The organism is Actinophytocola sp. (assembly GCF_049647105.1).
Classification (GTDB): domain Bacteria; phylum Actinomycetota; class Actinomycetes; order Mycobacteriales; family Pseudonocardiaceae; genus Actinophytocola.
On record NZ_JBARWZ010000085.1, the window covers coordinates 1 to 24,636 of the forward strand.

Consider the following 24,636-nt stretch of genomic DNA (forward strand, 5'->3'; position numbering starts at 1 on the left):
GGCTGAGCCTGGTGCCGGAGCCGGTCGCGGTCGCCGCCCGCGCCGGGCTGCCCGCAGGCGCGGCGGTGCTCGTGGTCGACCTCGGCGGCGGCACCTGCGATGCCGCCGTGGTGCGGCGGGACGGGACCGGGTACGCGGTCCTGGCCTGCGCCGGGCTGCCGGACCTCGGCGGTGACGACCTCGACCAGCGCATCATCGACCATCTCCGGCCCGGCGGGCAGGAAAGCGGCTCGCGTGCGGAACTGTTGTTGCGGCAGGATGCTCGTGCGGCCAAGGAACTGCTCAGCCGCCACGAGTCCGCCCAGCTGTCCATGCCAGGCACCGACCCGGTCACCTTGGACAGAGGCGACTTCGAGGTGCTGGTCGACGCGGACCTGGCCAGGATGGTCGAACTGGCAGGCCGGGTGGTCGAGTCGGCGGGGGTGGCCCCCGCCGACCTGCGTGGCGTGCACCTGGTCGGTGGCACGAGCCGGATCCCGATGGTCACGGCGCTGCTCCGGTCGGCACTGGCGCTGCCGGTCCACCCGGACCCCGAACCGGAGTCCGGGGTCGCCTGGGGCGCGGTCGAACTGGTCGCCGACCACGATTCCGATGCGCCGACCAGGCCGGCACCGTCCACCATGGCGCCGTTGGTCCACAGTGGACTCGACCGGCCACGGCGGTCACGCGGGCTGCTCGCGGCCTGTGTCGCCGTGGCCGCCGTCGCCGCGATGACGGCGGTCGTGTTGCTGACCGGCAACCCGGGCGTCCGAGGGAATCCCGTCGCGGCAAGGGAAAGTGCGCCGTCGAGCACCGCAGAGGACGCCGTGGCCGCGTTCCCGCCGGTGCTTCCTGGCACCCCGGTGGTGGGCGCGGGGGAACCGAGCCCGATCGTGGTGCCGCCCGGCGGCACCGGGGTGTTCCAGGCCACCGGCACCTACGAGGGCGCGACCGAGACGCGGGTGGCGGTCCGGCTCGACCAAGGCGCGGTCGCGGACCGGGCAGCGCCGTCGGGTTACCGGTGGGTGGTCGCGAGCGTCGTGGCGACACTGCTGGTCGAGGGCGAACTCCCTTACGGCGACGGCCACAACGTGTTCCTGCGGGACGACCGGGGCCAGCTCGTCGAGTCGGTGAACCGGGCGGGGAAGGTCACCGAGGAGCTGTGCGGTTCGGACCAGCAGAACCTGCCCGCCGCGCCGACCGGGATCGAGCGGACCGAGTGCGCGGTGTTCCTCGTCCCGGTCGCCACCAGCGTGCGCGGGGTGGTCTACGACGAACGGGGCTCGGACAAGCTCGGCGCCCACGCGGTGTTGTTCCCGGTCGACCTGCCCGCGACCGGTCCCTCCGCACTGCCCGCCGGCGATGGACGGGTCGGCGGCCCGGCCGTCGAGGTGTCCACCGGCGACGCGTTCGCCGAGGTCGCCGTCGCCGACGTGATCGACACCCCGTCGGCGTACCTGGCCGACCCGAAACCCCCGCCCGGCACCAGACTTCACGTCGTGCGCTTCACCGTGCGCGCCAGCGGGGTCGCCACGGTACGGCTGTCGCAGGTCAGCGACGCGCTCCACGTGCTGGACGACCGCGGTGTGCTGATCCCGATCGACGGGTTCATCGGCTACGAACAACGTGAGTGCCAGGAACTCCCAGAAGAACTGGCAGCGGGCGCCACCGCCAAGGGGTGTGTGGTCTTCGGACTGTCCCAGCACACCACGATCGGCCGGGTCGTCTTCCAGGCCTGGGACGCGAGCGGCGACCCGACCCGCTGGCAGGTGTGGGAGCCGTCGAACTGACGCCCAAGGGAATGTCGTTGCGTGCGCACGTATCCCCTGTACCGCTGTTATACGAGCGCTCAACCATCGATCCACCAGCCCACAAGACACACGGCATGGACTGAGCCACGCAATCCACTGATCAAGTATTCGGCGGAACGTGACTGGGTCGATACGTGAAGGGCGTGGCGATGGCGGAGCTGGAGATGTCGGTTGGACTCTTTCCCGGGCAGGGAAGCTACCGGATCGGCTGTCTTGACGGTCTTTTGACCGATCCAGACGCACGTCACGCGATCGAGGCCGTCGACGACATCGCCGCCGAGCAGCTGGGGCGCGGGCTGATCAAGTCGCTCGTGGACAATGCCGCGCTCGGCGACGACGGTCTGGCCGACGCGGAGCCGGAACTGGTGCAGGTCGCGGCGTTCGCGGCGTCGGTGGCCGTGTTCGAGGTGCTGCGTGCCAAGGGTGCGACGTTGTCCGTCCTGGTCGGGCACAGTCTCGGGGAGATCGCCGCGCTGGTGGCGGCCGGTGCGCTGACACTGGAGGAGGGGACCCGCATCCTCTTCCACCGGTTCGCCGCACTGCGGGAACACGACACCAGCGGCGGCCGCATGGTCGCGCTGTCCTGCGATCGCCAGCGCGCTGAGCAGATCCTCGCGTTGCTGCCCTCGTCGGACGCCGTGGTCGCGGTGGCGAACGGGGCGACGCAGACCGCGGTGTCCGGGCCTGCCGACGCGCTGCGCCGGGTGGCACGGGTGGCCGACGCGATCGGCATGACCGCGACGCACCTGCGTGCGCCGCACCCGTTCCACAACCCCTTGCTCGAACCCGCCCGCCGGGCCTTCGCCGAGCGGGTGCGCGGGCACCGTTCGCACGGGTTCCGCATCCCGGTGTTCTCGCCGATCCTCGGCCGCTACTACCGCGATCAGGACGACCTCGGCGAATTGCTCGCCGCGCACCTCGTCACCCCCGTCGAGTTCGGTGCGGCGGTCTCGCGGGCCCACGGCTCCGGGGCGCGTGTCTGGGTGGAGGTCGGCGGCGGCCGGGCACTGACCAACCTGGTGCGCGCACGCCACCCGGAGGTCACGGTGCTCACGCCGCTGCACGGGTCGCCGGAAGCCCTCACCGACACCGTGCGGTTTCTCGGCGGCGCCACCACCGCCACCACGCCCGCTCCCGCCCCCGTGCCCGCACCGGTGGCGCAGCCCGCGCCCGTGGTCGCGGCGGCTCCCGCGGTCGCCCCGGCCACGCCGCCTGTGGCCACCCAGGAAGTGCCGAGAACCGCGATCTCCCGTGACGTCATCGAGGCGCGGGTCCGCAAGCTGTACGCCGACGCGCTGGAGTACCCCGAGGAGGTGTTCGAGCACGAGGCCGAGCTCGAGGCCGACCTTGGCATCGACTCGGTGAAGCAGACCGAGCTGATGGCACGGGTCGGTGACGTGTTCGAGCTCGGTCCCCGCCCGGAGGGCATGCGGATGGGCGACTACCGCACGTTCGGCAAGGTGATCGACTTCGTCGCGGACTCGTTACCCGCCGTGAACGGGTCGCGCCGATGACGGGCGGCCCGTTGCAAGACAAGGTCGCCCTGGTCACCGGTGGCGCGGGCAGCGTAGGCGAGCGCGTGGTGCGCATGCTCGCCGACGCGGGCGCGACCGTGCTGATCAACTGCTTCCATTCCTACGACGCGGCCAAGGCCCTGGCGGCCGAATTGGTCGCGGCAGGCCACCGCGCCGAGGTGATCCGCGGTTCGGTCGCCAAACCCGCGCAGGTGGCGCGGATGTTCGAGCAGATCGAACAGACCCACGGGCGGCTGGACATCCTCGTCAACAACGCGGCGGCGGGCACGTTCGTCGGTCTCGACGAGATGACGGAGGAACACCTCGACCAGGCGTTCACCACCAACGTCAAGGGCGCGCTGTGGTGTGCCCGCGCGGCCAGGCCGCTGCTGGCCCGTGCCGACGGCGGCTGCATCGTCAACGTGTCGTCGATCGGGGCGAGCCACGCACCGGCGAACTACCTCGCGGTCGGTGTGTCGAAGGCCGCTCTCGAGGCGCTGACCCGCTACCTGGCCGCCGAGTTCGCACCCGACGGCATCCGGGTCAACACGGCGTCCGCCGCGCTGATCGACAACGAGGTCGGCCGGATGTTCCCCGGCGCGGACTCGGTGACCGCGAAGACCATGGCCGCCACCCCGCTCGGGCGGCTCGGCACACCGGACGACCTGGCCGGCGCGGTGATGATGCTGGTGTCGCCGCATTCCCGGTGGGTCACCGGCCAGACCGTGCTCGCCGACGGCGGGCTGTCGCTGCTGCGTGACGCGATGGCGCCCGACCAGGAGGAGCGGGTGGCGGAGGCGCCAACCCCGGTGTCCGTACCCGAGGACGCCGACCCGGTGGTCGTGGTCGGCACCGGCATCGCGGTGCCCGGCGCGTCCAGCCCCGAGGAGTTCTGGGCGCTGCTCAACGAGGGCGCGGAACTGTTCGTGGACGCACCGGCCGACCGCTGGCGGGCCGCCGGGTTCCACGACCCCGATCCGCGTGCGCCGGACAAGAGCTACCAGTCCCGGTCCGGCTTCATGACCGGCTTCCGCCCGCACGACAGGCTCGCGGCGGAACTGCCCGCCTGGGGTGAGAGTCCCGAGTTCACCGCGGTCTGGCTGCGGCACTGCGCGTACCAGGCGCTGGAACAGATGGCGGCCCCGGAGGACGGCGCGCGCTACAGCGTCTGCCTCGGCTACACCCCGGACGGCAGCCAGCACCTGTACGAGACGCTGATCCGCGGCGAGATCGCGACGCTGCTCGCCGAGGACGACGCCAACCCTGCCGATGAACGCCTCGCGCGGGACGTCGCGCGTCTGAACGAGCTGGCCCTGCCCACCGGCGCCGACGGCGCCGTGGTGCCAACGCCGCACCGCGTCGGCCTCGCCGCGTTCGACGGGCTCGTGCCCGCCGACTCCCGGCTGCTCATGGTCGACACCGCCTGCTCGTCGTCGCTGTACGCGATCGACCTCGGCGTGCGGGAACTGTTGTCCGGCCGGGCGGACGTCGCGCTGTGCGGCGGCGCGTTCGCGCTCGCCCCCGGCGGTTCTGTGCTGTTCTCCAAGGTCCAGGGCCTGTCCCGCGGCGGCGCGGTGCGCGCGCTGGACCGGACCGCGGACGGTGTCCTGTTCTCCGACGGTGCGGGCATCGTGGCGCTCAAGCGGCTGTCCCGCGCACTGGCCGACGGCGACCGGGTGCTCGGCGTGCTGGCCGGTACGGGGCTGTCCGCGGACGGCAAGGGCAAGGCCATCTACGCGCCGTCGAGCACGGGCCAGCGGATGGCGATCAACCGGGCGTTCGACCGCTCAGGACTCGGCGCGAACGACATCGACTGGGTGATCGCCCACGCGACCGGCACCCCGGCGGGTGACGAGGCCGAGTTCCTCGCGCTGCGCGCGGAGTACGAGGGCGCCGCGCCGGTGCGGGTCACGTCGAACAAGTCGCTGATCGGGCACACCGGCTGGGCGGCGGGCGTGGTGTCGCTCATCCACGCGCTGCTCGGCATGGAACACGACGCCATCCCCGCCCAGTACCGGTTCACCTCGGCGCCGGACGCGTTCGGGATGGACGGCACGAACCTGGCGATCCCCGTCGAACCGGTGCCGTGGCCCGCCACCCAGGACCGGCCGAGAGCGGCCGCGGTGTCGGGTTTCGGGTTCGGTGGCACCAACGCGCACCTGCTCGTCCAGGAGTACCGCGCCGGCCACACCTACCGGACGCCGACCACGCATGAGGACCGCGAGCTGGTGCTCGTCGGCTGGTCCGGTCACCTGCCGGGAGTGGACGACCTGACCGGGGTCGAGGCGTGGGCCCGGGGGGACGTGGAGGCGGCGGAGTCGTTCGGCACCACCTATCCCCGGCCACCGTTCCAGCGACTGCGGCTGCCCGCGGCGGCGGTGCGGGCCACCGACCGGACCCAGCTGATGGTCGTGGAGTGCATGCAGCGCCTGCCGGAAGCCGTGCGGACGTTGTGCGAGGAGCACCGGAACAACGTCGGCGTGGTCGTCGGGCACACCGGCCCCACCCGCAACGCCACGCTGTACGGCCTGCGTGCCTACCTCGACGAGCTGGACCGCATCGCCGGCGAGGACGACGGCATCGAGGGCCGAGAGCAGCTCATGTTGCTGCTCAAGCGGGTCCGCTCGTACGCCTTCGACCGGATCGACGCGCCGAGCGAGGACTCGTTCCCCGGCGAGATGCCGAACGTGATCCCCGCGCGGCTGTGCAACTACTTCGACCTGCGTGGCCTCAACATCGCGGTGGACGCGGGCACGGCCTCGCTCGCCGAGGCGTTCGCGACGGCACGGCGCTACCTGGAGTTCGGTGACATCGACGTCGCGCTGGTCGCGGGCGTCAACGGCAACACCCTGCCGTCGTGGCGGGAGATGGCAGCCGACGGGGACAGCGTGCGCGAAGGCGCGTTGCTGTTCGCGCTCACCACCCGGGAACTGGCCGAGTCGGCCGGGTTGCCCGTGCTCGCCGAGTACGAGTCGACGGAGGCACGATGACCACGTTCCTCGGAGCACAGGGGTCCCGCGAGCTGATCGGCTGGCTGGCCGGGGACGACCCTGCCCTGTCGCTGACGCTGCCGACCGGTGCGGATGACCCGGCACGGCACCTGGCGCTGCGCAGGCCGGAAACCCCTCAGGAAACCCAGGAGGAGCCGCGCTCGCTGGACCGGCACGTGCTGGACTGGGCGCCGTTCGACAGCGAGAGCGCGAACACGGTGCCCGCGCTGCCCGCGAACACGGTGCTGCTGACGAACTCCCCGGCGCTCGTGGCCGCCCTGCCGGTACCCGCCGACGCGATCGTCGTCGTCGCCGGGGAAGAGACGGTGACCGTGCGGTCCGGCGCGCGCCCGGCACGGGAGGTGTCGGCGGACGAGTTCGCCGAACTGCTCGCCGAGACCAGGCCGACGCACGTACGGGTACTGGTCGACGGTGCCGATCCGGCGCTGGCGACCTCGTCATGGTCGGCTCCCATGCGGACGGTCCTGACCCTGCACGAGTGGATGTTCCTCGCGCTCAAGGCATGCGCCGGGTGGTTGTCCGGGGACGCGTCGGTCCTCGTCGCCGCGAACGACGCGGTGCGGGCGGACGGCACTCCCCTGCCGTTCACCGGCCTGTTCACCGGTTTCGTCAAGAGCCTTGCGCTGGAGTTCCCAACCGTGCCCATCGTGTCGAGCCTGCACGACGGCGGCCCACCGAGCACGTTTCTCGACCGCGCGGCCGGCGACCTCGGCGGGCGGAAGCTGTTGCCCGTCGTGGTGCACACGGCGGGGGTCCGGCGCACGCTCCGCGCCACCGCACGACCAGCGGCGGCGAGCACCGAACCACCGTTGGCGGCCGGTGCGCTCGTGGTCGCCGCGGGCGGTGGACGGGGCATCGGCGCGCCGATCCTCGCCGAGCTGGCCCGCCGGTACCGGCCCAGGATCGTCGTCCTCGGCAGCACCGCGCTCGACGACTACCCCTCGGCCGAACTGGCGGTCGGCGTCGAGGAGGGCGCCAGGAACCGGGCCGCCTACATCCGGGGCCTCGTCACCGGGCCGGACCGGATCCCGGTCAGCGAGGCCAACGCCCGCTTCGACCGCCTGCAGGAGGCGCGGGCCGTGGCGGGCAACCTCGCCGGGCTGACCCGCCACTGCGGCGAGGGCGCGGTCACCTACCTGCGCTGCGACCTGCGCGACGAGAACGCCGTGCGCTCGGCCATGACCGAGGTGACCGACCGGCACGGCGACATCGACCTGCTGATCAACATCGCGGGCACGAACCGGGCGTCGGACGTGGCGACCAAGTCACGGGCCAACTTCCTGACGGTGCGCGACCTCAAGCTGCACACCTACCTCAACCTCAAGGCCGCACTGGCGGACCGGCCACCACGGCGCTGGTGCAACTTCGGCTCGTTCGTCGGGTTCACCGGCCAGCTCGGGGAGACCGACTACGCGTCGGCCAACGACTTCCTCTACTCGGCGGCCGCGAACGGCACCGGCGAGCACACGATCGGCTGGACGCTGTGGCGTGACATCGGTCTCGGCGCGAGCCCGGTGATGCGGGCGTTCCTCGCCAAGTCCAACCAGTACACCGCGACGTCCACAGAGGAGGGTGTCGCCCACTTCGTCGCAGAGCTGTCCGATCCCGCGACCGCGACGGTGTTCTACGGCGAGGCCGAGCGTGCCGCGATCGCCGCCGCGGTGCCGGGATACGCCGCGTTCTGCGCGGCGGAGCCAACGCCCGCGCGGTCGTTCTTCTTCCTGGACCGCGTGACTCGCGGCGACGGCGAACTGACCGCGGAGCGCACCTTCGACCTGGAACGCGACGGCTACCTCGCCTGCCACCGCGTGCACGGCTACCCGACGCTGCCCGGCACGTTCGTGCCGGAGCTGGCGGCGCAGGCGGCGGTGGCACTGGTGCCGAACCGGGTGCCGGTGGTCTTCGAGAACCTGCGGCTCGAGTCGTTCCTGCGGGTGTACCACGAGGACCGCAAGGAGACCAAGCGGATACACGCCCGCCTGATCTCCTCCGACGACGTCGAGTCGACCGTGGAGGTGCGGGTGCTCGGCGACCTCGTGGCGCCGAACGGCACCACGCTCGCGAAGGACCGGCTGCACTTCGCCGTGACCGTGCGGCTGCGGGACACGCACACACCGGCACCCCGGTGGGAACACTGGCCGGAACACGGTTCCCGGCCGCTCACCGATCCCTACCACGTCGAGACCTCGGACGTGCTGCTGACCGAGGTGTTCAAGTCCACATCGAACACCCGGATGCACCCGCTCGGCAGACGGGGCAGGCTCGCGCTCGACGCGGGCGCGGTGCGGCGCTGGTTCCCCGACCTGATCGTGCCGTCGGTGCTGCTCGACGGCCTGGTCCGGGTCGCGGTGCTCGACCTCGTCGAGGACCGGTGGACCCCGGTGGCGATCCCCCGCACGGTGCGCAGGATCGACCTGTACCAGCCGCACACCGACGCGACACTGGCCGCGTCGGGGCTGCCGGTGGAGCTGTACGTCACGCCGGTGGACCTCGACCTCGAGGACACCGAGCCGGACAACCGTGCCATCGCGGTCGCGGCGGACGGCGAGGTCCTGTTGCAGGTGAAGGACATCGTCGGCGCGATCGTCGGCTACGTGGACCAGCACACCGGCCGCTTCGTCGACCGCAAGAGCTTCGACGCCGGACAACGGTGACCAGAGGGAGACTTCGATGACACTCGCACAGGACACACCAGGCGCGGCGGGCACGGCGGCGGGCGCGTGCCCGGTCACCGGCAACCGCGCGGCGGGCGGCTGCCCGGTCCCCCACGGGCCAAAGGGCCTGCCGGTGATCGGTGTCGCGGCGCCGTACTTCAAGGACCCGGCCGCGTTCACGCTGAGGCTGCAGCAGGAGTACGGGCCGATGGTGTCGGTCAACCTGCCCAAGCCCTACGTGCTGGTGACCGAGCCGGACGTGGTCGAGCACGTCACCCGCACCAACCCGGACAACTACCGGCGCGGCGAGCTGTACAAGGGCTTCCTCGGCTTCATGGGCAAGGGCATGCTCACGTTGAACGACGCGGAGTGGCGCCCGCACCGGTCGATCGTGGCCCCCGCGTTCACGGTGCGCCGGGTCAACGAGAACGCCGAGGAGGCGGTGCCCGCGACCCAGGCACTGCTGGACCGGTGGGCCGAGGTGGCCCGCACCGGCGCCGTGATCGACATCGCCGAGGACGCCATGAACGTGTCCACGAGGACGATGGGCAAGGCGCTGCTCGGCAGGGACCTGTCGACACCGGAGCTCGAGTACGCCAACGCGGCCGCGATCGCGTCGAAGGTCATGTACACCACCACGATCTACGGGCTAAACGAGCTGCTGCCCTCGTTCCTGCCGACCCGGTACAACCGGGACAAGAAGATGGCGCACCGGATCATCGACGGCGTCATCGACGGGGTCATGAGCTCGCGGCGCGACAGCGGGAACCTCGGCACCGACGCAGCGGGCAAGCTGCTCGCGGCGCCGGGACTGACCGACCAGGACATCAGGGACGACCTGCGCACGCTGCTGCTCGCCGGGACGGACACGACCGGGCAGGCGCTCGCGTGGACCCTCTACGAGATCGCCAGGCACCCGTGGGTGCGTGAGGAGGTCGAGGAGGAGGTCGACCGCGTGCTGAACGGGCACGCGCCGACCACCGACCAGCGGGCCGAACTGGTCGTCACCCGGTCGGTGATCGAGGAGGCACTGCGGCTGCACCCGCCGGTGTGGCAGTTCCCCCGTGACCTCGAGGCGGACGAACAGGTGGCGGGCTGGGACATCGCGAAGGACACCACGCTCGTCCTCAGCACGTACGGGACGCACCGCAACACCGAGCACTGGCGCGACCCGCACACGTTCGACCCGCGCCGGTTCCGGGGCGAGGAGGCGAAGGGCCGCCACATCGGCGCCTACTTCCCGTTCGGCGGTGGGCGCAGGCAGTGCATCGGTAAGAACCTCGCGATGGCCACGCTCGTCACGGCGGTCGCGATGATCTCGCAACGGTTCCGGATCACCCTCACCACCTCGTCGGTGCCGACCGCCGCGTTCATCACCATGTACCCGGCGGAAGGTGTGCGGGCCACTCTGCGGGAGCGGTCTTGACCGCCGCCGCCCCGGTACGGCCACACCTGTCGTCGTTCGACGAGGACTCGTTCGTCCGCCCGGTGCACCGGCTGGTGTGGCACCCGGTGCCGACACCGCTGCCAGGGGTGCGGCAGTCGATCGCGGGCCGCAGGCTGCTGGTGCTCGGCGACGAGCCAGCACTGGTCGCCGCCGTCGCCGCCGCGGCACGGGCGGCGGGCGCGGTCGTCGACGAGGCCACACCGGGGCACGAGCCGCCTGCCGGGGCGTGGGACGGTGTCGTCGATCTCAACGTGACCGGCAGCGCCTACGAACCGGACGCCGGGCACTGGCGCGCGGCGCTGGCACGCACCACGACGACGATCCAGCACCGGTACGCCGACTGGCGCGCCGAGGTCCGTGCCGACCACTGCTTCTACCTCGCGGTGACCGCGATGGGTGGACTGATGGGCTACCGGGACGCCGGTGCGGGGCAGCCACTCGGCGGTATCTGGGCGGGTTTCGCGAAGTGCCTGCCGCGCGAACTGCCGAACCTGGCGGTGAAGGTCGTCGACGTGGACCGGACCGACCCGGATTCGGTCGCCGCGACGGTGACCGACGAACTGTCCACATGGGACCTGTTCGAGATCGGTTACCGGGACGGGGTTCGGCACGCGCTCTCCCCGCGCCGGGCGGAGGTCGGCGCGCCGGAGTTCACCCTGACCGAGGACGACGTCGTCCTCGTCTCCGGGGGCGCGCGGGGCGTGGGGTTCGCGCTCGCGGACGGACTGGCCACGGAGTTCGGATGCCGGGTGGTGGTGACCGGCAGGCGTGCCCTGCCCGTCGGTGCGGACTGGCTCGCGGCCGACGACGAGACCTACGACCGGCTCCGCGCCGAGGAGGTCGCGGCCGCCAGAGGTGCCGCCGACCTGCGGGCGACCCGGGAACGGCACCGCAGGCAGGCCGAGCAGCGCGACGTGCACGCCAACCTCGCCTCGGCGGCGCGAAACGGGCTGCGAATCCAGTACGAACCGTGTGACTGCACGGATGCCGGCCAGGTCGCCGACCTGTTCGCACGCGTGCCCGCCCCGGCGGTCGTGGTGCACAACGCGGGCATCGACGAACCGAAGCGGCTCGACCTCAAGTCGGCCGACGAGGTGGCGCGCACGATCGACGTGAAGGTCACCGGGTTCGCGAACCTGATGCGCGAGGTGCTCGCACCCCACCGCGCGGACACGTTGAAGGTCTTCTGCAACGTGGGCTCGCTCGCGGGCCGGATGGGCGGGATGATCGGCCAGATCGACTACGCGGCCGGCAACGAGGCGCTGGCACGTCTCGGTTTCTGGGCACGTGACCACCACGGCCTCGCCGTCCAGACGATGTGCTGGCCGACCTGGGAACGGCTCGGGGTGATCGCCAACTACTCGGCCGCCGTGCGCTACGTATCGACCATCGCCCCGGACGACGCGGTGCGCCGCTGGTCCGAGGAGATCCGGTCGGGCGGCTCGGACGAGGTGATGTTCATCGGGCAGGTCGGCGCGGCGCTGGTGCCCAACCAGCTGCGTGGCTTCTGGTTGTTCACCGGACATCCCGACCTACCCCGGCTGCACGCGCTCGCACACTTCCTCGGCGAGGTCGACGAGTTCGAGCCGTTCCGCAGGCTGCGCGCGACCATCACACACCGTCGCCACACCCACCCGTGCCTCGACGAGTTCCAGGTGGACGGTGAGCCCGCGCTGCCGGTGTCGGTGCTGCTCGAACAGGCGTGCGCGGTCGCCGACTGGGTCGTGCCGCCCGGGTGGCCCGTGCAACACCTCACCGAACTGCGCGCCGTCGAGATCCAGCCATCCCGGCTGCGCCTCACCGCCGCGACCCGGTTCACCACGGAAGCCGTCGGCGAGCAACGGCCGGAGGGCTGGACCGTCACCGTGACGGTCCACACCGAACACGGCGAGCTCGCCTGCACGCTGACGCTGGTCTACCGCACGACACCACCGGATCCCTTCGCGACGGTCCCCGCCGCCACGGGCGACCGTCAGGCGGTGGCGACGCCCCGGCCACCCGGGCTGCGCTGGTCCGGCCTCGTCATCGGCAACCCGTCATGGTTCGCCCGCACCGACGGCACCGCCGAGGTCGCGCTCCCCACGGTGACCGCGAATGACCTGTGGACCTCGGCGTTTCCCCCGGACCACGGCATCGCCCCGGCCGCGATCGAGGCGGTGGTCCGCGCGGCGGCCGGGACCGGACCGCTGCGGATCGGCCGGATCTCGGTGCGGCCCGGCGCACAGCGGGTGGACACGTTGCGCGGGTCGGCGGATGGCCGGGAATGGCTCGGCATCACAGAAGGCGAGGCGACCCTGCGCGTCGAGCTGTGATCCCGCCATGGACGTCATCCCTGTCGTACCCCCGATGCGCTGCGTCGCGGGGTTTCCGAATTGTCGGTGCGCACCGCTAGCGTGTGGCCGCGGTCGGAAAGTACGGCAGGAGAGAGTGGAACGTGCGGCGTCTGGAGTACATCGGTGGTGGCTCGGCGAAGTTCTGGGAAGGAGAGGTGCGGGGCAACGACGTGGTCGTGTCCTGGGGGCGGATAGGCACCGACGGGCAGTCCAAGCGCAAGGAGTTCGGCTCCGCCGAGGCCGCGGCGGCGTTCCTCGCCAAGCAGGCCGACGACAAGATCAAGAAGGGCTACGCCGACGCGGGCACGGCCACGGCACCCGCCGCCCCGGCACCGGCAGCGGCCCCGGGGCAACCGGCGCAGGAGTCCGCGCCCGCGGCGACCGGGCCCGACGAGGACACCTTCGACCCGCCCCCGGGTGTCGTCCGGATGGCGTACGCCCGGCGTGACCAGGGCAAACCCCGCTACCGTCCCGCCGAGGACGCCCGCGAGGACGCCGAAGATCTGGTGCGCTGGTACCGGACCAGGATCAACCTCGTGCTCGACGCGGAGGACACCGACGAGCGGATCGCCGCCGCCGCACGCGGGCACCTCGACGGCACGCCGGACCCGCTGGGCGCCGCGGCCGTGCTGTTCACGGTCGCCATGCACACCAACTACCACGACCGGGACAAGATCGTCCGGATCGGGCAACAGTGGCTGGCCGACCACGGCCTGTTGTTCGCGGTCGAGGCCTCGATGCGGACGGCGACGTTGATCTTCGGGAACACCACCGGATCGGGCGCCATCAGCCTGCGCCACACGACCGACGGCGAGGAGCTGCCGTGGCGCTGGCCGGGGCCGATCGTGCTCGGCGAGATCCGCACCGCGCTCGCGGCGGCGGATGACGACGAGTACGCACGGGCCGTCGCCACGATCGGCGAGCACCGCACGGACGCCAACACCCGGCTCGTCGCGGCGTTCCTCGCGCCGACCGAGACCGCGTGGGTGGCGGAGCTGTCCGCCGACGACCTCGACCGCGGGATGACCGCGCTGTACCTGTCCGCCGTGAACAGCGTGGACCAGCTCGTCGACATCCCGTTGGCCGGCCACGCGATCGAGTACCAGACCAGGACGCTGCCGACGCTCGTGCGCACGGTCGGCCCGCCCCTCGCGCCGTTCCTCGCCCAGTGGGCCGAGACCGCCGACAACGACGTGCGCAAGCGCGTGCTCGCGGCGATCGTCGCGATGCCGACCGACGACGCGTTCCGGTCGCTGGTCGCCAACGCGGGCAAGACGCCGTACCGGGCCGCGCTGCAGGAGGCCGTGCAGCGCTACCCGGTGCGCGCCACCCGGCTGCTGGCCGAGGCCGCCGCCGATGGCGACCAGGTGGCCGTCGAGCTGCTGCGGGCCCACCTGCTGGCACGCCAGGACCTGCTCACCGACGTCGTGCCGACCCTGACCGACGCGGCGCGGGAGGCCGCGCTCGCCACCCAGGAGGGTGTCGTCCGGCTGCCCGACGCACCGGCCGGTCTCCTGCCGCCGGTGCTGGCCAGTCCACCGTGGACCCGCAAGCGCACTGCCGCGCCCCGGGTGGTCGTGGACCTGGACCTGGCCGCGCCGACCCGCGTCGTGTGGGCGGACGAGGAACGGGAACAGGGCCTCGAGCAGCGGACGCGGATCGCGTTCGGCCGCCATACGAAGCCCGGGGTGGACTGGGCGGACGAGCTGGAGCGGTTCCTGCGGGACGACTGGGTGATGCGCTCGGCGCTGCTGTTCGCGCCGGAGGAGCTGGCCCTGCCAGTGCTCAGGACCTGGCACCCCAAGCGGGTCTACGACGTCGACCTGTGGGGCACCGCCATCCTGGCCCGGTTCGACGCCGAAGCCGTCCCCATGATCGTCTCCGCGGTGACCACGAACAACGGGCAGGACGCCATCAAGGCGCTCGTGCCGGTGCTGGACACCGAGGTCGCGGCCACCATGGCCACGGCCTTGGCGCGGCGCCGCCTGGCCAGGCCGACCGTGACGTCCTGGTTGCTGCGGCACCGCCTCGCGACACTGCCCTACCTGCTGCCCGCCGCGCTCGGCAAGGCGGGCAAGGCCCGCGACGCGGCGGAGACGACGCTGCGCGCACTCGCCGCGCACGAGGGCACCGACGACGTGGTCGCCGAGACGAAGCGGCTCGCCGGGGAGGAGGCGGCGGACGGGGTGGCCAGGATCCTCGCCACCGACCCGCTCGAACTGCTGCCGAAGAAACTCCCGGTTCCCGGCGCCTGGGCCGACCCGGCAGGGCTGCCGCAGATCCGCCTTCGTGACAAGGAGGCCGCGCTCCCCACGGCCTCGACCGCCGACGTGCTGACCATGTTCGCGCTCGGCACCGCCGACGAGCCCTACGGTGGCGTCGCACAGGTCGTCGAGGCGTGCGACCCGGCCTCGCTCGCCGAGTTCGGGTGGGCGGTGTTCGAGGCGTGGCGCAAGGCGGGCATGCCGGCCAAGGACGGCTGGGCGCTCACCGCGCTGGCCTCGGTCGGCGACGACGAGACCGTGCGGCGGCTCTCCCCGATCATCCGCGCCTGGCCGGGTGATGGCGGGCACGCCCGCGCGGTCACCGGGCTGGACGTCCTCGCCGAGATCGGCACCGACGTCGCGCTCATGCACCTCAACGGCATCGCGCAGAAGGTCAAGTTCGCCGGGCTCAAGCAGCGCGCCGGGGAGAAGATCGAGCTGGTGGCGGCCAAGCTCGGCCTGACAGCGGCACAGCTCGCCGACCGGCTGGTGCCCGACCTCGGGCTCGCCGGTGACGGCACGCTGGTCCTCGACTACGGCCCGAGGAAGTTCGTCGTCGGCTTCGACGAGGCGTTGCGGCCCACCGTGTCGGACGAGGACGGCACCCGCCGCAAGTCGCTGCCCAAGCCGGGCGCGAAGGACGACCAGGACCTCGCCACCGCCGCCTACCAGCGGTTCTCCGCGTTGAAGAAGGATGTCCGCACCCTGGCGGGCGACCAGATCACGCGGCTGGAGCGTGCCATGGTGGCCGGGCGCCGGTGGAGCCACGAGGACTTCGCCCTCTACTTCTCCGGGCATCCGCTGCTCTGGCACGTCGTGCGCAGGCTCGTGTGGAGTGTCTATGACACCGACGACAAGCCCGTCGGCGCGTTCCGGCTGGCGGAGGACCGCACGCTCGCCGACGCCGACGACGAGACCTACACCCCGCCGGATGGCACGACCTTCGGCGTCGCGCACCCGCTGCACCTCGGCGACGCGCTCGCCGCGTGGGCGGCGGTGTTCGCCGACTACGAGATCCTGCAACCGTTCCCGCAGCTCGGCAGGCCGGTCCTGGCGCTGACCGACGACGAGCGTGCCGCGCTCACGCTGGCCAGGTTCGACAAGGTCACGGTCAGCGTCGGCCGGGTCCTCGGGCTCACCAAGCGCGGCTGGGAGCGGACCACGCCGCAGGACGGCGGCGTCGAGGCCGGCGTGGTCAAGCCCCTCGCGGGTGGCTGGTTCGGGGTCATCGAGCTGGAGGAGGGCATCGTCGCGGGCGACCCCACCATGCTCGGCGAGAACCAGCAGATCCGGCGGGTGTTCCTGTCGACCGACCACGACGGCTGGTGGGGCCGGGAGGCCACCTCGTTCGGCACGATCGACGCGGTGTCGGCGAGCGAACTGCTGGCCGACCTGACCGAACTGGTGAGCGCCACGTGACCGCGAAGGACGACCTGCAGCGCCCGCCAGCGGAGATCCGGTTCGCCGACGAGCTGGCCCGGCTGCGCGAGAAGGACACCGCGCCCCGGCCGCCGGGCTGGGCGCTGAGCCTCGACGCGGCCCGCCGGTTCGTGATCGGCGACGCCAAGCTGGGTGTGCGCAACAAGTTCGTCGGCGATCCGTCCCTTGTGGATCGTGCGCTGGTCACCCTCGCCACGAGCCGAGGCCTGCTGCTCGTGGGTGAGCCGGGCACGGCGAAGTCGCTGCTGTCGGAGCTGATCGCGACCGCGGTCAGCGGGGTGTCGACGCTGACCATCCAGGGCGGCGCGGCCACCACGGAGGACCAGATCCGCTACTCGTGGAACTACGCGATGCTCGTCGCGGAAGGGCCGTCGACCCGGTCGCTGGTCCCCGCGCCGCTGCTGCGCGGCATGTCCGAGGGCAAGGTGATCCGGTTCGAGGAGATCACCCGCTGCCCGCTCGAGGTGCAGGACTCGCTGCTGTCACCGCTGTCCGACCGGGTGCTGGCGATCCCGGAGCTGACCGGGCCGGACGCGATGGTGTTCGCCAAGGACGGGTTCAACGTCATCGCCACCGCCAACACCCGCGACCGCGGCGTCAACGAGATGAGCGCCGCCCTCAAGCGCCGCTTCAACTTCGAGACCGTGTTCCCGATCCCCGACCTGGCCACCGAGCTCACGCTGGTGGAGACGGAGTCGGCGGAGCTGCTGCGCCGCTCCGGGGTGCCGGTCGCGCAACGCCGCGACGTGCTCGAGGTCCTGGTGACCACGTTCCGTGAGCTGCGCGGGGGCACCGGGCGCGGAGACGGCGAACGACTGTCCACTGTGCTCAGCACGGCGGAGGCGGTGTCGGTCGCGCACGCCGTCGGGTTGCGCGGCTGGTACCTGCGTGGCGAAGCGGGGACGGGCGAGGACATCGTCGAGTGCCTCGCCGGGACGGCCGCGAAGGACAGCCCCGACGACCTCACGAAGCTGCGCCGCTACCTCGAACACGACGCCGCCCTGCGTAAGGGCTCACCAGCGTGGGCGGAGCTGCACGGTGCCCGGCTGCGGCTGCCCGGCTGATGGCCGCACCGGTACACGTCGTCGGCGTCCGGCACCACAGCCCGGCGTGTGCGCGGCTGGTACGCGAGACGATCGCCGCGCACCGGCCCGCGCACGTGCTGGTCGAGGGCCCGGCCGACTTCTCCGGCCGGATCGGAGAACTGCTGCTCGGGCACACCCCGCCGGTGGCGATCTTCAGCTACGTGCGCGGCGCCGGGGGCACCCGGCTGTCGTGGGCCCCGTTCTGCGACTACTCCCCCGAGTGGATCGCGCTCACCGACGGGCACGCGGCGGGCGCCGAGGTGCGGTTCATCGACCTGCCCGGCTGGCGCGCCACCGATACCGAGAACGTCTACGCCGACGCGGAACGACGCTACGCCGAGGCGTCGGAGCGGCTCTGTCGCGCGTTCTCGGTGGACAACGTCGACGTGCTGTGGGACCACCTGGTCGAGGCACATCCGCACGAGGACGTCACCGGCGGGCTCGCGGAGCGGCTCACCACGTACTTCGACCTGGTGCGTGGCGAGGCGGACGCTGGGAGCGAGGACACCGCCCGCGAGGAGTACATGGCGCGGTGGATCGCGGCGGCCGCCGCGCGGGACGAAGGACCGGTCGTCGCGGTGGTCGGCGGCTTCCACCGCCCGGCGCTGCTCGCCCGGCTCGCGACCGCCTGCGCGGGCCCGGACTGGCCAGAGGTGCCGGACGTGCCGGAGGACACCGACGTCGGCAGCTACCTGGTGCCGTACTCGAACCGCAGGCTCGACGCGTTCACCGGCTACGCCTCCGGCATGCCATCCCCCGGCTACTACCAGCGGCTCTGGGAGTCCGGGCAGAAGGACGCGGCGACCGGGCTGGTCGCCGACGTGGTGACGCGGCTGCGGAAGCGCCGTCAGCCCGTGTCCACCGCGGACCTGATCTCGGCGAAGGCGCTCGGCGACGGGCTCGCCGCGATGCGCGGGCACCCGTACCCGGCCCGCACCGACGTGCTGGACGGGCTGGTGAGCGCGCTCGTGTCGGACGCGCTGGACCAGCCGCTGCCGTGGACGGCACGCGGCCCGCTCGCGGCGGGCGCGCACCCGGTCGTGGTGGAGATGGTCGCCGCGCTCACCGGTGACCGCACGGGTCGCCTGCACCAGGACACCCCGGCGCCGCCGCTGGTCGGCGCGGTCGCGCAGGAGCTGACCGCGCTCGGGCTCGACGGCGACCGGGACGTCCGGCTCGACCTCACCGACGGCACCGACCTGCGCCGCAGCCGCGTCCTGCACCGGCTGCGGGTGCTCGGCATCCCCGGTGTGGCACGGAAATCCGGGCCGTCGGCCGGCCGGGACGCGACCGCGTCGGAACGCTGGCAGCTCACCGACTCCGACCGCCGCGAGGCCGCGCTGATCGAGGCGGCCGCCCTCGGCGGCACCCTGCCGGACGCGGCCTCGGCCACGCTCGCCGCCATGGCCGAGGCCCGGGACGAGGTCGGTGCACTCGCCGGCCTGCTCTACGACGCGGCGCTGTGCGGGCTCGCCGACCTCGCCGGTGACCTGACCACGCGGGTCGCCGCCGGGGTGCGGTCGGCGCGGGAGCTGGGACCGCTCGGCGCCGCGCTGCGGGTCGCACTCGGGCTGTGGCGCCACGACCGGCTGCTCGGCACCGCGGGCAGCCCGCTGCTCGGCACGGTCGTCACCACCGCGACCACGCGTGCGCTGTGGCTGGCAGAAGGCGTACGCGGCGGTGCCGCCCCCGCCGAACCGGCGCGGCTGCGTGCGCTCGCGGCGGTCCGGGACGCCATCCGCGACGGCGGCGCCGCACTGGACCTCGACAAGGAGCCCGCCGTCGGTGTCGGCGGGCGGCTGTTCGCGAACCAGGACGCGCCGCCGGACCTGCGTGGTGCCGGGCTCGGCCTGTGCTGGGCGCTCGGTGAGCCGGTGGCCGCGGCGGCCGCCGTGCCGCGGTCGCCGTCGGTGCTCGGGGACTGGCTCGCCGGGCTGTTCGCGGTGGCACGCGAGGAGGTGCTGGACGACGACGGCCTCACGTCGGTGCTCGACGCGCTGGTGAGCGCGTTGTCCGCGCACGACTTCCTGGTGGCGCTGCCCGCACTGCGGCAGGCGTTCGAGTTCTTCCCGCCCGCCGAGCGGGAACGGTTCGCGACCGCGCTCGTGGCACGCCGCGGCGGCGCGGGGTCCGGGCGCGGGTTGCTGCGGGTGCGGACCGATCCGGTGCTGGTGGCGGGCGGCGCGGCCATCGAGGAGGCGATCGACGAGATGCTCACACGCGCTGGGTTGGCGGACCTGTGAACGAGGCTCCCATGACGGACCTGGAGCGCTGGCGGCTGGTGCTCGGTGCGCCCTCGGCGGGCATGACCGGGCTCGACGGCGACGCGTCGGACATGGACGCGGCACTGTCCTGGCTGTACGGCCGCGACCCCGAACTGGCCGACCGAGGGGTGCGTGGCGCTGGCGGCGAGGACTCGCGTGTCACGCCGGTCGACTGGCTCGACGACGTGCACCGCCTGTTCCCCAAGGAAACCGTCGAACGGCTGGAACGCGACGCGGTCGAGCGCTACGACATCCACGAGATCGTCACCGACCCTGAGGTGCTGGCGCGGGTCGAACCGAACCCCGCCCTGCTGCGCGCGGTGCTGCGCACCAAGCACCTGATGAACCCCGACGTGCTGGCACTCGCGCGCCGGATCGTCGCCGAGGTGGTCCGCGAGCTGATGGCACGCCTGGCGACCGAGGTGCGGCGCGGGCTGACCGGCACCCGGCTGCGCACCCCGAGCAACTTCCGGCAGGCACGCGACTTCGACTTTCGCGGCACCGTCCGCGCCAACCTCGCGCACTACCAGCCCGACACGAAGCGCCTGCTGATCGAGAAACCCCGGTTCACCTCGCGCGGGCGGCGCCACACCCAGCCGTGGCAGCTGGTGTTGCTGGTCGACCAGTCCGGCTCGATGGTGGACTCGGTGATCCACTCGGCGGTGACCGCCGCCTGCCTGTGGCACGTGCCGGGGCTGCGCACCCACCTCGTCGCGTTCGACACGAACGTCGTCGACCTCACCTCCGACGTGACCGACCCGGTGGAACTGCTGATGCGGGTGCAGCTGGGTGGCGGCACCGACATCGCGCGGGCCGTCCGCTACGGCGCGGACCTGGTGGACGCGCCGAGGCGGGCGATCGTCGCCATCGTGTCGGACTTCTACGAGGGCGGCGACGAGGGCGCCCTGGTGCGCACCGTGGCCGGGCTGGTCGGGCAGGGCACGCACGTGCTGTGCCTCGCCGCTCTGGACGAGACCGCGAACCCCGACTACGACCACGTGCTCGGGCAGAAGCTCGCCGACGTCGGCGCGCACGTCGGCGCGATGACGCCGGGCCATCTGGCCGAGTTCGTCGCGGAGAGGATCGGCCGGTGAGGACCGACCTGCTCGCGCTGACCACCGACGCGCTCGCCGGGCTCGCGAACCGGGGTCTGGTCAAGCGTGCGACCCGGGACCTCGACGGCGTCCCGCCGGTCGCGGTCGCCGACGACGGCACGGTCGAGGCGGGGTTCGCCGACGGCGCGAAGGTGACGCTGCCACCCGGCCACGGCCTGGACACCGCGAACTGCACGTGCGGTGCGCCCGGGATCTGCAGGCACCGCATCGGCGCCGTGCTCGCCTACCAGCGTGACCACACGTCGGCACCCGCGACGGTCGCGGTGCCGCCGGGTTGGCCGGGTTCGGTGACCGACGAGGAACTGATCGCCTGCTTCGGCGCCCGCACGCTGGCCACGGCCCGCCGCATGGTGAGCGGCGGGCTCACGACGCGGGTGCGCAGGCAGGCCATGACCGTGGAGACCCCGACGGCGACGGTGCGCTTCCTGGTGCCCGGCGAGCTGGGTTTCATCGACTGCGACGCCCGCGCGGAGTCCAGGGACGCACTGGTGGTCATCGCCGTGTGGGCGTTCCGCCACGCCGACGCGCACCGGCCGGACGACCCCGACGTGACCGTCGACCTCACCGGACAGGCGGACCGGCAGACGGTCCCGGCCGAGACCGCCGCGGTGGCGGCCATCGCGGGTGAACTGCTGCGCATCGGCGTCTCCTCCGCCGACGAGGTGCTGACCGCGGCGCTGCGCCGCGAACACGCGGCGTGCGAGCGCGCGAACCTGCGCTGGCCCGCCTCGGCGCTCGCGGAACTGGTCGGACAGCTCACGGCCTACGGCACGCGGTCCGCCCAGCACGACCCGGTGCGGGTCGCCGAGCTGATCGCGGAACTGCACGCCCGCCACCACGCGGCCGGGCGGGCGCCGTCGCGGGTGCTGGGCACCGACGAACCGGCGGAGACACCGCTGCGGCAGGTGCGCCTGGTGGCACTCGGCTGCCGCGTCGGCCACGAGCCAGGCGAGGACGACACCGGGGAGGCGGACACCGCCGAGGTGTTCCTCGCCCACCCCGGCACCGAGACGGTGCTGGCCGTGCGACACCGCTGGACCGGTCGAACGGGCACGATCGCGTCCCGCAGGATCGCGGGCACGACACTCGGGTCGCTCGCCGCGGGCAACGTGGTCAGCGAGGCGGCGGTACGCAGCGCGGGCCGGGTGGTGCGGTTCGGTGCAGGCAGGCTGGCCCGCACGACCATCAGCCCGCTCGGCGAGTCGTGGACCGAGCTGCCGCATGCACTGCGCCCGTCGGTCACCGAGGCACTGGCACAGCTGACCGGGTTGCCACCGAGGGTGGTGCGGCCGAGGGTCGCGGCCGAACTGGTCCGCGTCATGCCGGTGACGGAAGTGCGCCAGGTCCGCTACCACGCAGGCGCGCAACGACTCGACGCCGTCGTCGCGGACGCCGACGGCACAGTGGCGACGGTCAGCCTGACCCACCGCGCGGCCGCACCCAGCGCTCTCGACACCCTCGCGGACGCGCTGGCAGGCGAGCCGGTCGAGGTGAGCGGCGCCATCCGCCGGGCACGCGGCGGCCTGGTCATCGAGCCCTACGCCGTGCGCACCACCGACGGCGTGGTCGTACCCGACCTCGCCACCCCGGCCGGCGCGGTCCCACCAGCCACCGGCCACGCGAGTCCCGACCCGCTGGCCGCCGCGATCGAGGACGCACTGACACTCCTCGCCGAGGCGGCCCACCGCGGCCTGACCCGCCTGCCACCCACCATCACCGCCAGGGTCACCCCGATCACCGGCGAACTGACCCGCACCGGACTGACCCACTGCGCCGAGGCCCTCAAGGCCTGGTCCACGAACCCGGCCGACCCGGTCACGTGGCTCCGCGCCGAGATCCGCCTGCTCACGGCCGACGAACTGCACTGATCAGAGTGGCTCACCCGGCGCCCCCCGTACCGGCCAGGGGGTCGGCAAAGTCATGTGCTCCGCCTTGAATTGCGCGTTCGGGACGCTGAGCCTGGATCCACCGGTTGCGTTTGCCTCCGGCGGCTCCTCGCCGGAGGGGCTGGTCTCCAGAGCCGCCCAGCCGGACTGCTCACGCTGGGGCACGCCTTGCGGGGCACTACTCGCCCCGCTCGAGCTATCCGGGTGTCGTGATCACACGATTGATGTGGACGTCGTCGCCGCCGGTAGTCGCGTGGCGGTTGACTGCCGGGCACTCGACGTGCCCGTCCGGCCGGGAACCTCCACAGTGGACGGGTGTACGGCGCCGAGAGGAGTGCACCCGTGACCGAGCACGGCACCGATCGGCGCGTTCGCGACCCGTCGCTGGCCGACGCGATCGTGCCGCTGGTCACGTTGGTGGTGCTGATCGGTGGCTCGCTCCGCCTGTTCGGCCTGGACGCGCTCGACGGCCCGATCCAGGTCGCGCTCGTGCTCTGCGCGATGGTCGCCGCGCTCATCGTGTTGAAGAACGGCCACCCGTGGGACGACGTCCTCGGTGCGGGCCAGCGCGCCCTCACCTCGATCACCAGCGCGCTGTTCATCCTGCTCGCGGTCGGCGCCCTGATCGGCACGTGGAACCTGTCCGGCACGATCCCGACCCTCGTCTACTACGGGCTCCAGGTGCTCTCCCCCACCTGGTACTACGCGGCGACCGCGGCGATCTGTGGCGTCATCGCGATGTCGATCGGCAGCTCGTGGACCACGGCGGGCACGATCGGTGTCGGGCTTGTCGGCATCGCGTCGATGCTCGGCATGTCGGCGGGGATCACGGCAGGCGCGGTGATCTCGGGCGCCTACCTCGGCGACAAGCTCTCGCCGCTCTCGGAGACGACCGTCCTCACCGCACAGTTGGTCAAGGTCAACGTCTACGAGCACATCAAACGTCAGGCGTGGACCTCGGTTCCCGCGTTCTGCACCGCGTTGGTCCTGTTCGGACTGATCGGGCTGTTCTGGGGGCCCGCACCGACCGATGCCGGCGACACCGCCACCGAGCTCGACGCGCTCGGCGACCTCTACTGGATCACGCCGCTCAACCTGCTTCCCCTGCTGTTACTGGTGATCCTGTCGATCCGCAAGGTCCCCGCCTCGCTCGCGCTGATGGCCTCTGCCATCTTCGCCGGGCTCATGAGCGTGTTCACCCAGTACGACGTCGTGCGCGACTTCGTCGCCGATCCGAGCCTCAACCCGGTGCTGACGGGGATCCGGGCGGTGTGGCAGACGATGGCCACGGGGTTCTCGATGAACTCCGGGATCGGGGACATCGACCGGCTGCTGTCCCGCGGCGGCATGGACAGCATGCTGTTCACCCTGTGGCTGATCATCGGCGCCGTCACCTTCGGCACGATACTGGAGGAGTTCGGCCTGATCAGCCGACTGATCGATCCTCTGATCCGCGCGGCGAAGGGTACCGGGCGGCTGTTCGTCACGGTGTTCGTCACCGCGTTCGGGCTCAACGTGATCGCCGGTGACCAGTACATCGCACTCGTGTTGCCGTCCAAGGTCTACCGGGCCGAGTTCGCGAAGCGGGGGCTCGCCCCGACCAACCTGTCGCGGCTGGCCGCCGACAGTGGCACGGTCACCTCGCCGTTGGTGCCGTGGAACTCGTGCGGCGCCTTCATGGGGGCCGTGCTCGGAGTGTCGACGCTGGTGTACCTGCCGTTCTGCTTCTTCAACATCGTGAGCCCGCTGCTGAGTGTGGTGTACGGCTTCACCGGGTTCCGGATCGAAAGGGTGCGCCCCGCCCCCGCCGACGCCGACCCGATGCCCTGATTT

General features: G+C 72.4%; 12 protein-coding genes. All 12 read left to right on the top strand.

Annotated features, from left to right (window positions below; all coding sequences use genetic code 11):
• A partial coding sequence (locus WBA97_RS10175) for an Hsp70 family protein (protein WP_424230490.1) occupies nt 1–1,769 on the top strand: 1,769 nt, incomplete at its 5' end.
• Between the two features lie 185 nt (nt 1,770–1,954).
• Nucleotides 1,955–3,304: an acyltransferase domain-containing protein gene (locus WBA97_RS10180; protein ID WP_424230491.1), complete on the top strand. Its 1,350-nt coding sequence runs from the start codon at nt 1,955–1,957 to the stop codon at nt 3,302–3,304.
• The gene (locus tag WBA97_RS10185; protein ID WP_424230492.1) at nt 3,301–6,294 is read left to right on the top strand and encodes an SDR family oxidoreductase; all 2,994 of its coding nucleotides are present in this window, start codon (nt 3,301–3,303) and stop codon (nt 6,292–6,294) included. The genes WBA97_RS10180 and WBA97_RS10185 overlap by 4 nt, the downstream gene beginning before the upstream one ends.
• Nucleotides 6,291–8,969, top strand: coding sequence for an SDR family NAD(P)-dependent oxidoreductase (locus tag WBA97_RS10190; RefSeq protein WP_424230493.1), 2,679 nt, complete (start codon nt 6,291–6,293; stop codon nt 8,967–8,969). The genes WBA97_RS10185 and WBA97_RS10190 overlap by 4 nt, the downstream gene beginning before the upstream one ends.
• A 16-nt stretch (nt 8,970–8,985) precedes the next feature.
• On the top strand, nt 8,986–10,395 hold the full coding sequence (locus WBA97_RS10195; RefSeq protein WP_424230494.1) for a cytochrome P450: 1,410 nt from the start codon (nt 8,986–8,988) through the stop codon (nt 10,393–10,395).
• The gene (locus WBA97_RS10200; protein ID WP_424230495.1) at nt 10,392–12,728 is read left to right on the top strand and encodes an SDR family NAD(P)-dependent oxidoreductase; all 2,337 of its coding nucleotides are present in this window, start codon (nt 10,392–10,394) and stop codon (nt 12,726–12,728) included. The genes WBA97_RS10195 and WBA97_RS10200 overlap by 4 nt, the downstream gene beginning before the upstream one ends.
• A gap of 122 nt (nt 12,729–12,850) precedes the next feature.
• Nucleotides 12,851–16,432 (top strand): DUF4132 domain-containing protein, encoded by a 3,582-nt coding sequence (locus WBA97_RS10205; protein ID WP_424230496.1) that lies wholly within the window; start codon nt 12,851–12,853, stop codon nt 16,430–16,432.
• Nucleotides 16,429–17,517: an ATP-binding protein gene (locus WBA97_RS10210; RefSeq protein ID WP_424230497.1), complete on the top strand. Its 1,089-nt coding sequence runs from the start codon at nt 16,429–16,431 to the stop codon at nt 17,515–17,517. Before WBA97_RS10205 ends, WBA97_RS10210 begins: the two co-directional genes overlap by 4 nt.
• Nucleotides 17,517–19,781: a DUF5682 family protein gene (locus WBA97_RS10215; protein ID WP_424230498.1), complete on the top strand. Its 2,265-nt coding sequence runs from the start codon at nt 17,517–17,519 to the stop codon at nt 19,779–19,781. The genes WBA97_RS10210 and WBA97_RS10215 overlap by 1 nt, the downstream gene beginning before the upstream one ends.
• An 11-nt stretch (nt 19,782–19,792) precedes the next feature.
• On the top strand, nt 19,793–20,896 hold the full coding sequence (locus tag WBA97_RS10220) for a VWA domain-containing protein (protein WP_424230499.1): 1,104 nt from the start codon (nt 19,793–19,795) through the stop codon (nt 20,894–20,896).
• Complete coding sequence (locus WBA97_RS10225; protein WP_424230500.1) at nt 20,893–22,785, top strand: hypothetical protein; 1,893 nt, start codon at nt 20,893–20,895, stop codon at nt 22,783–22,785. The genes WBA97_RS10220 and WBA97_RS10225 overlap by 4 nt, the downstream gene beginning before the upstream one ends.
• 360 nt (nt 22,786–23,145) lie before the next feature.
• Entirely contained in the window at nt 23,146–24,633 is a 1,488-nt protein-coding gene (gene nhaC / locus WBA97_RS10230; RefSeq protein WP_424230501.1) for a Na+/H+ antiporter NhaC, read from the top strand.
• Nucleotides 24,634–24,636: the final 3 nt, after the last annotated feature.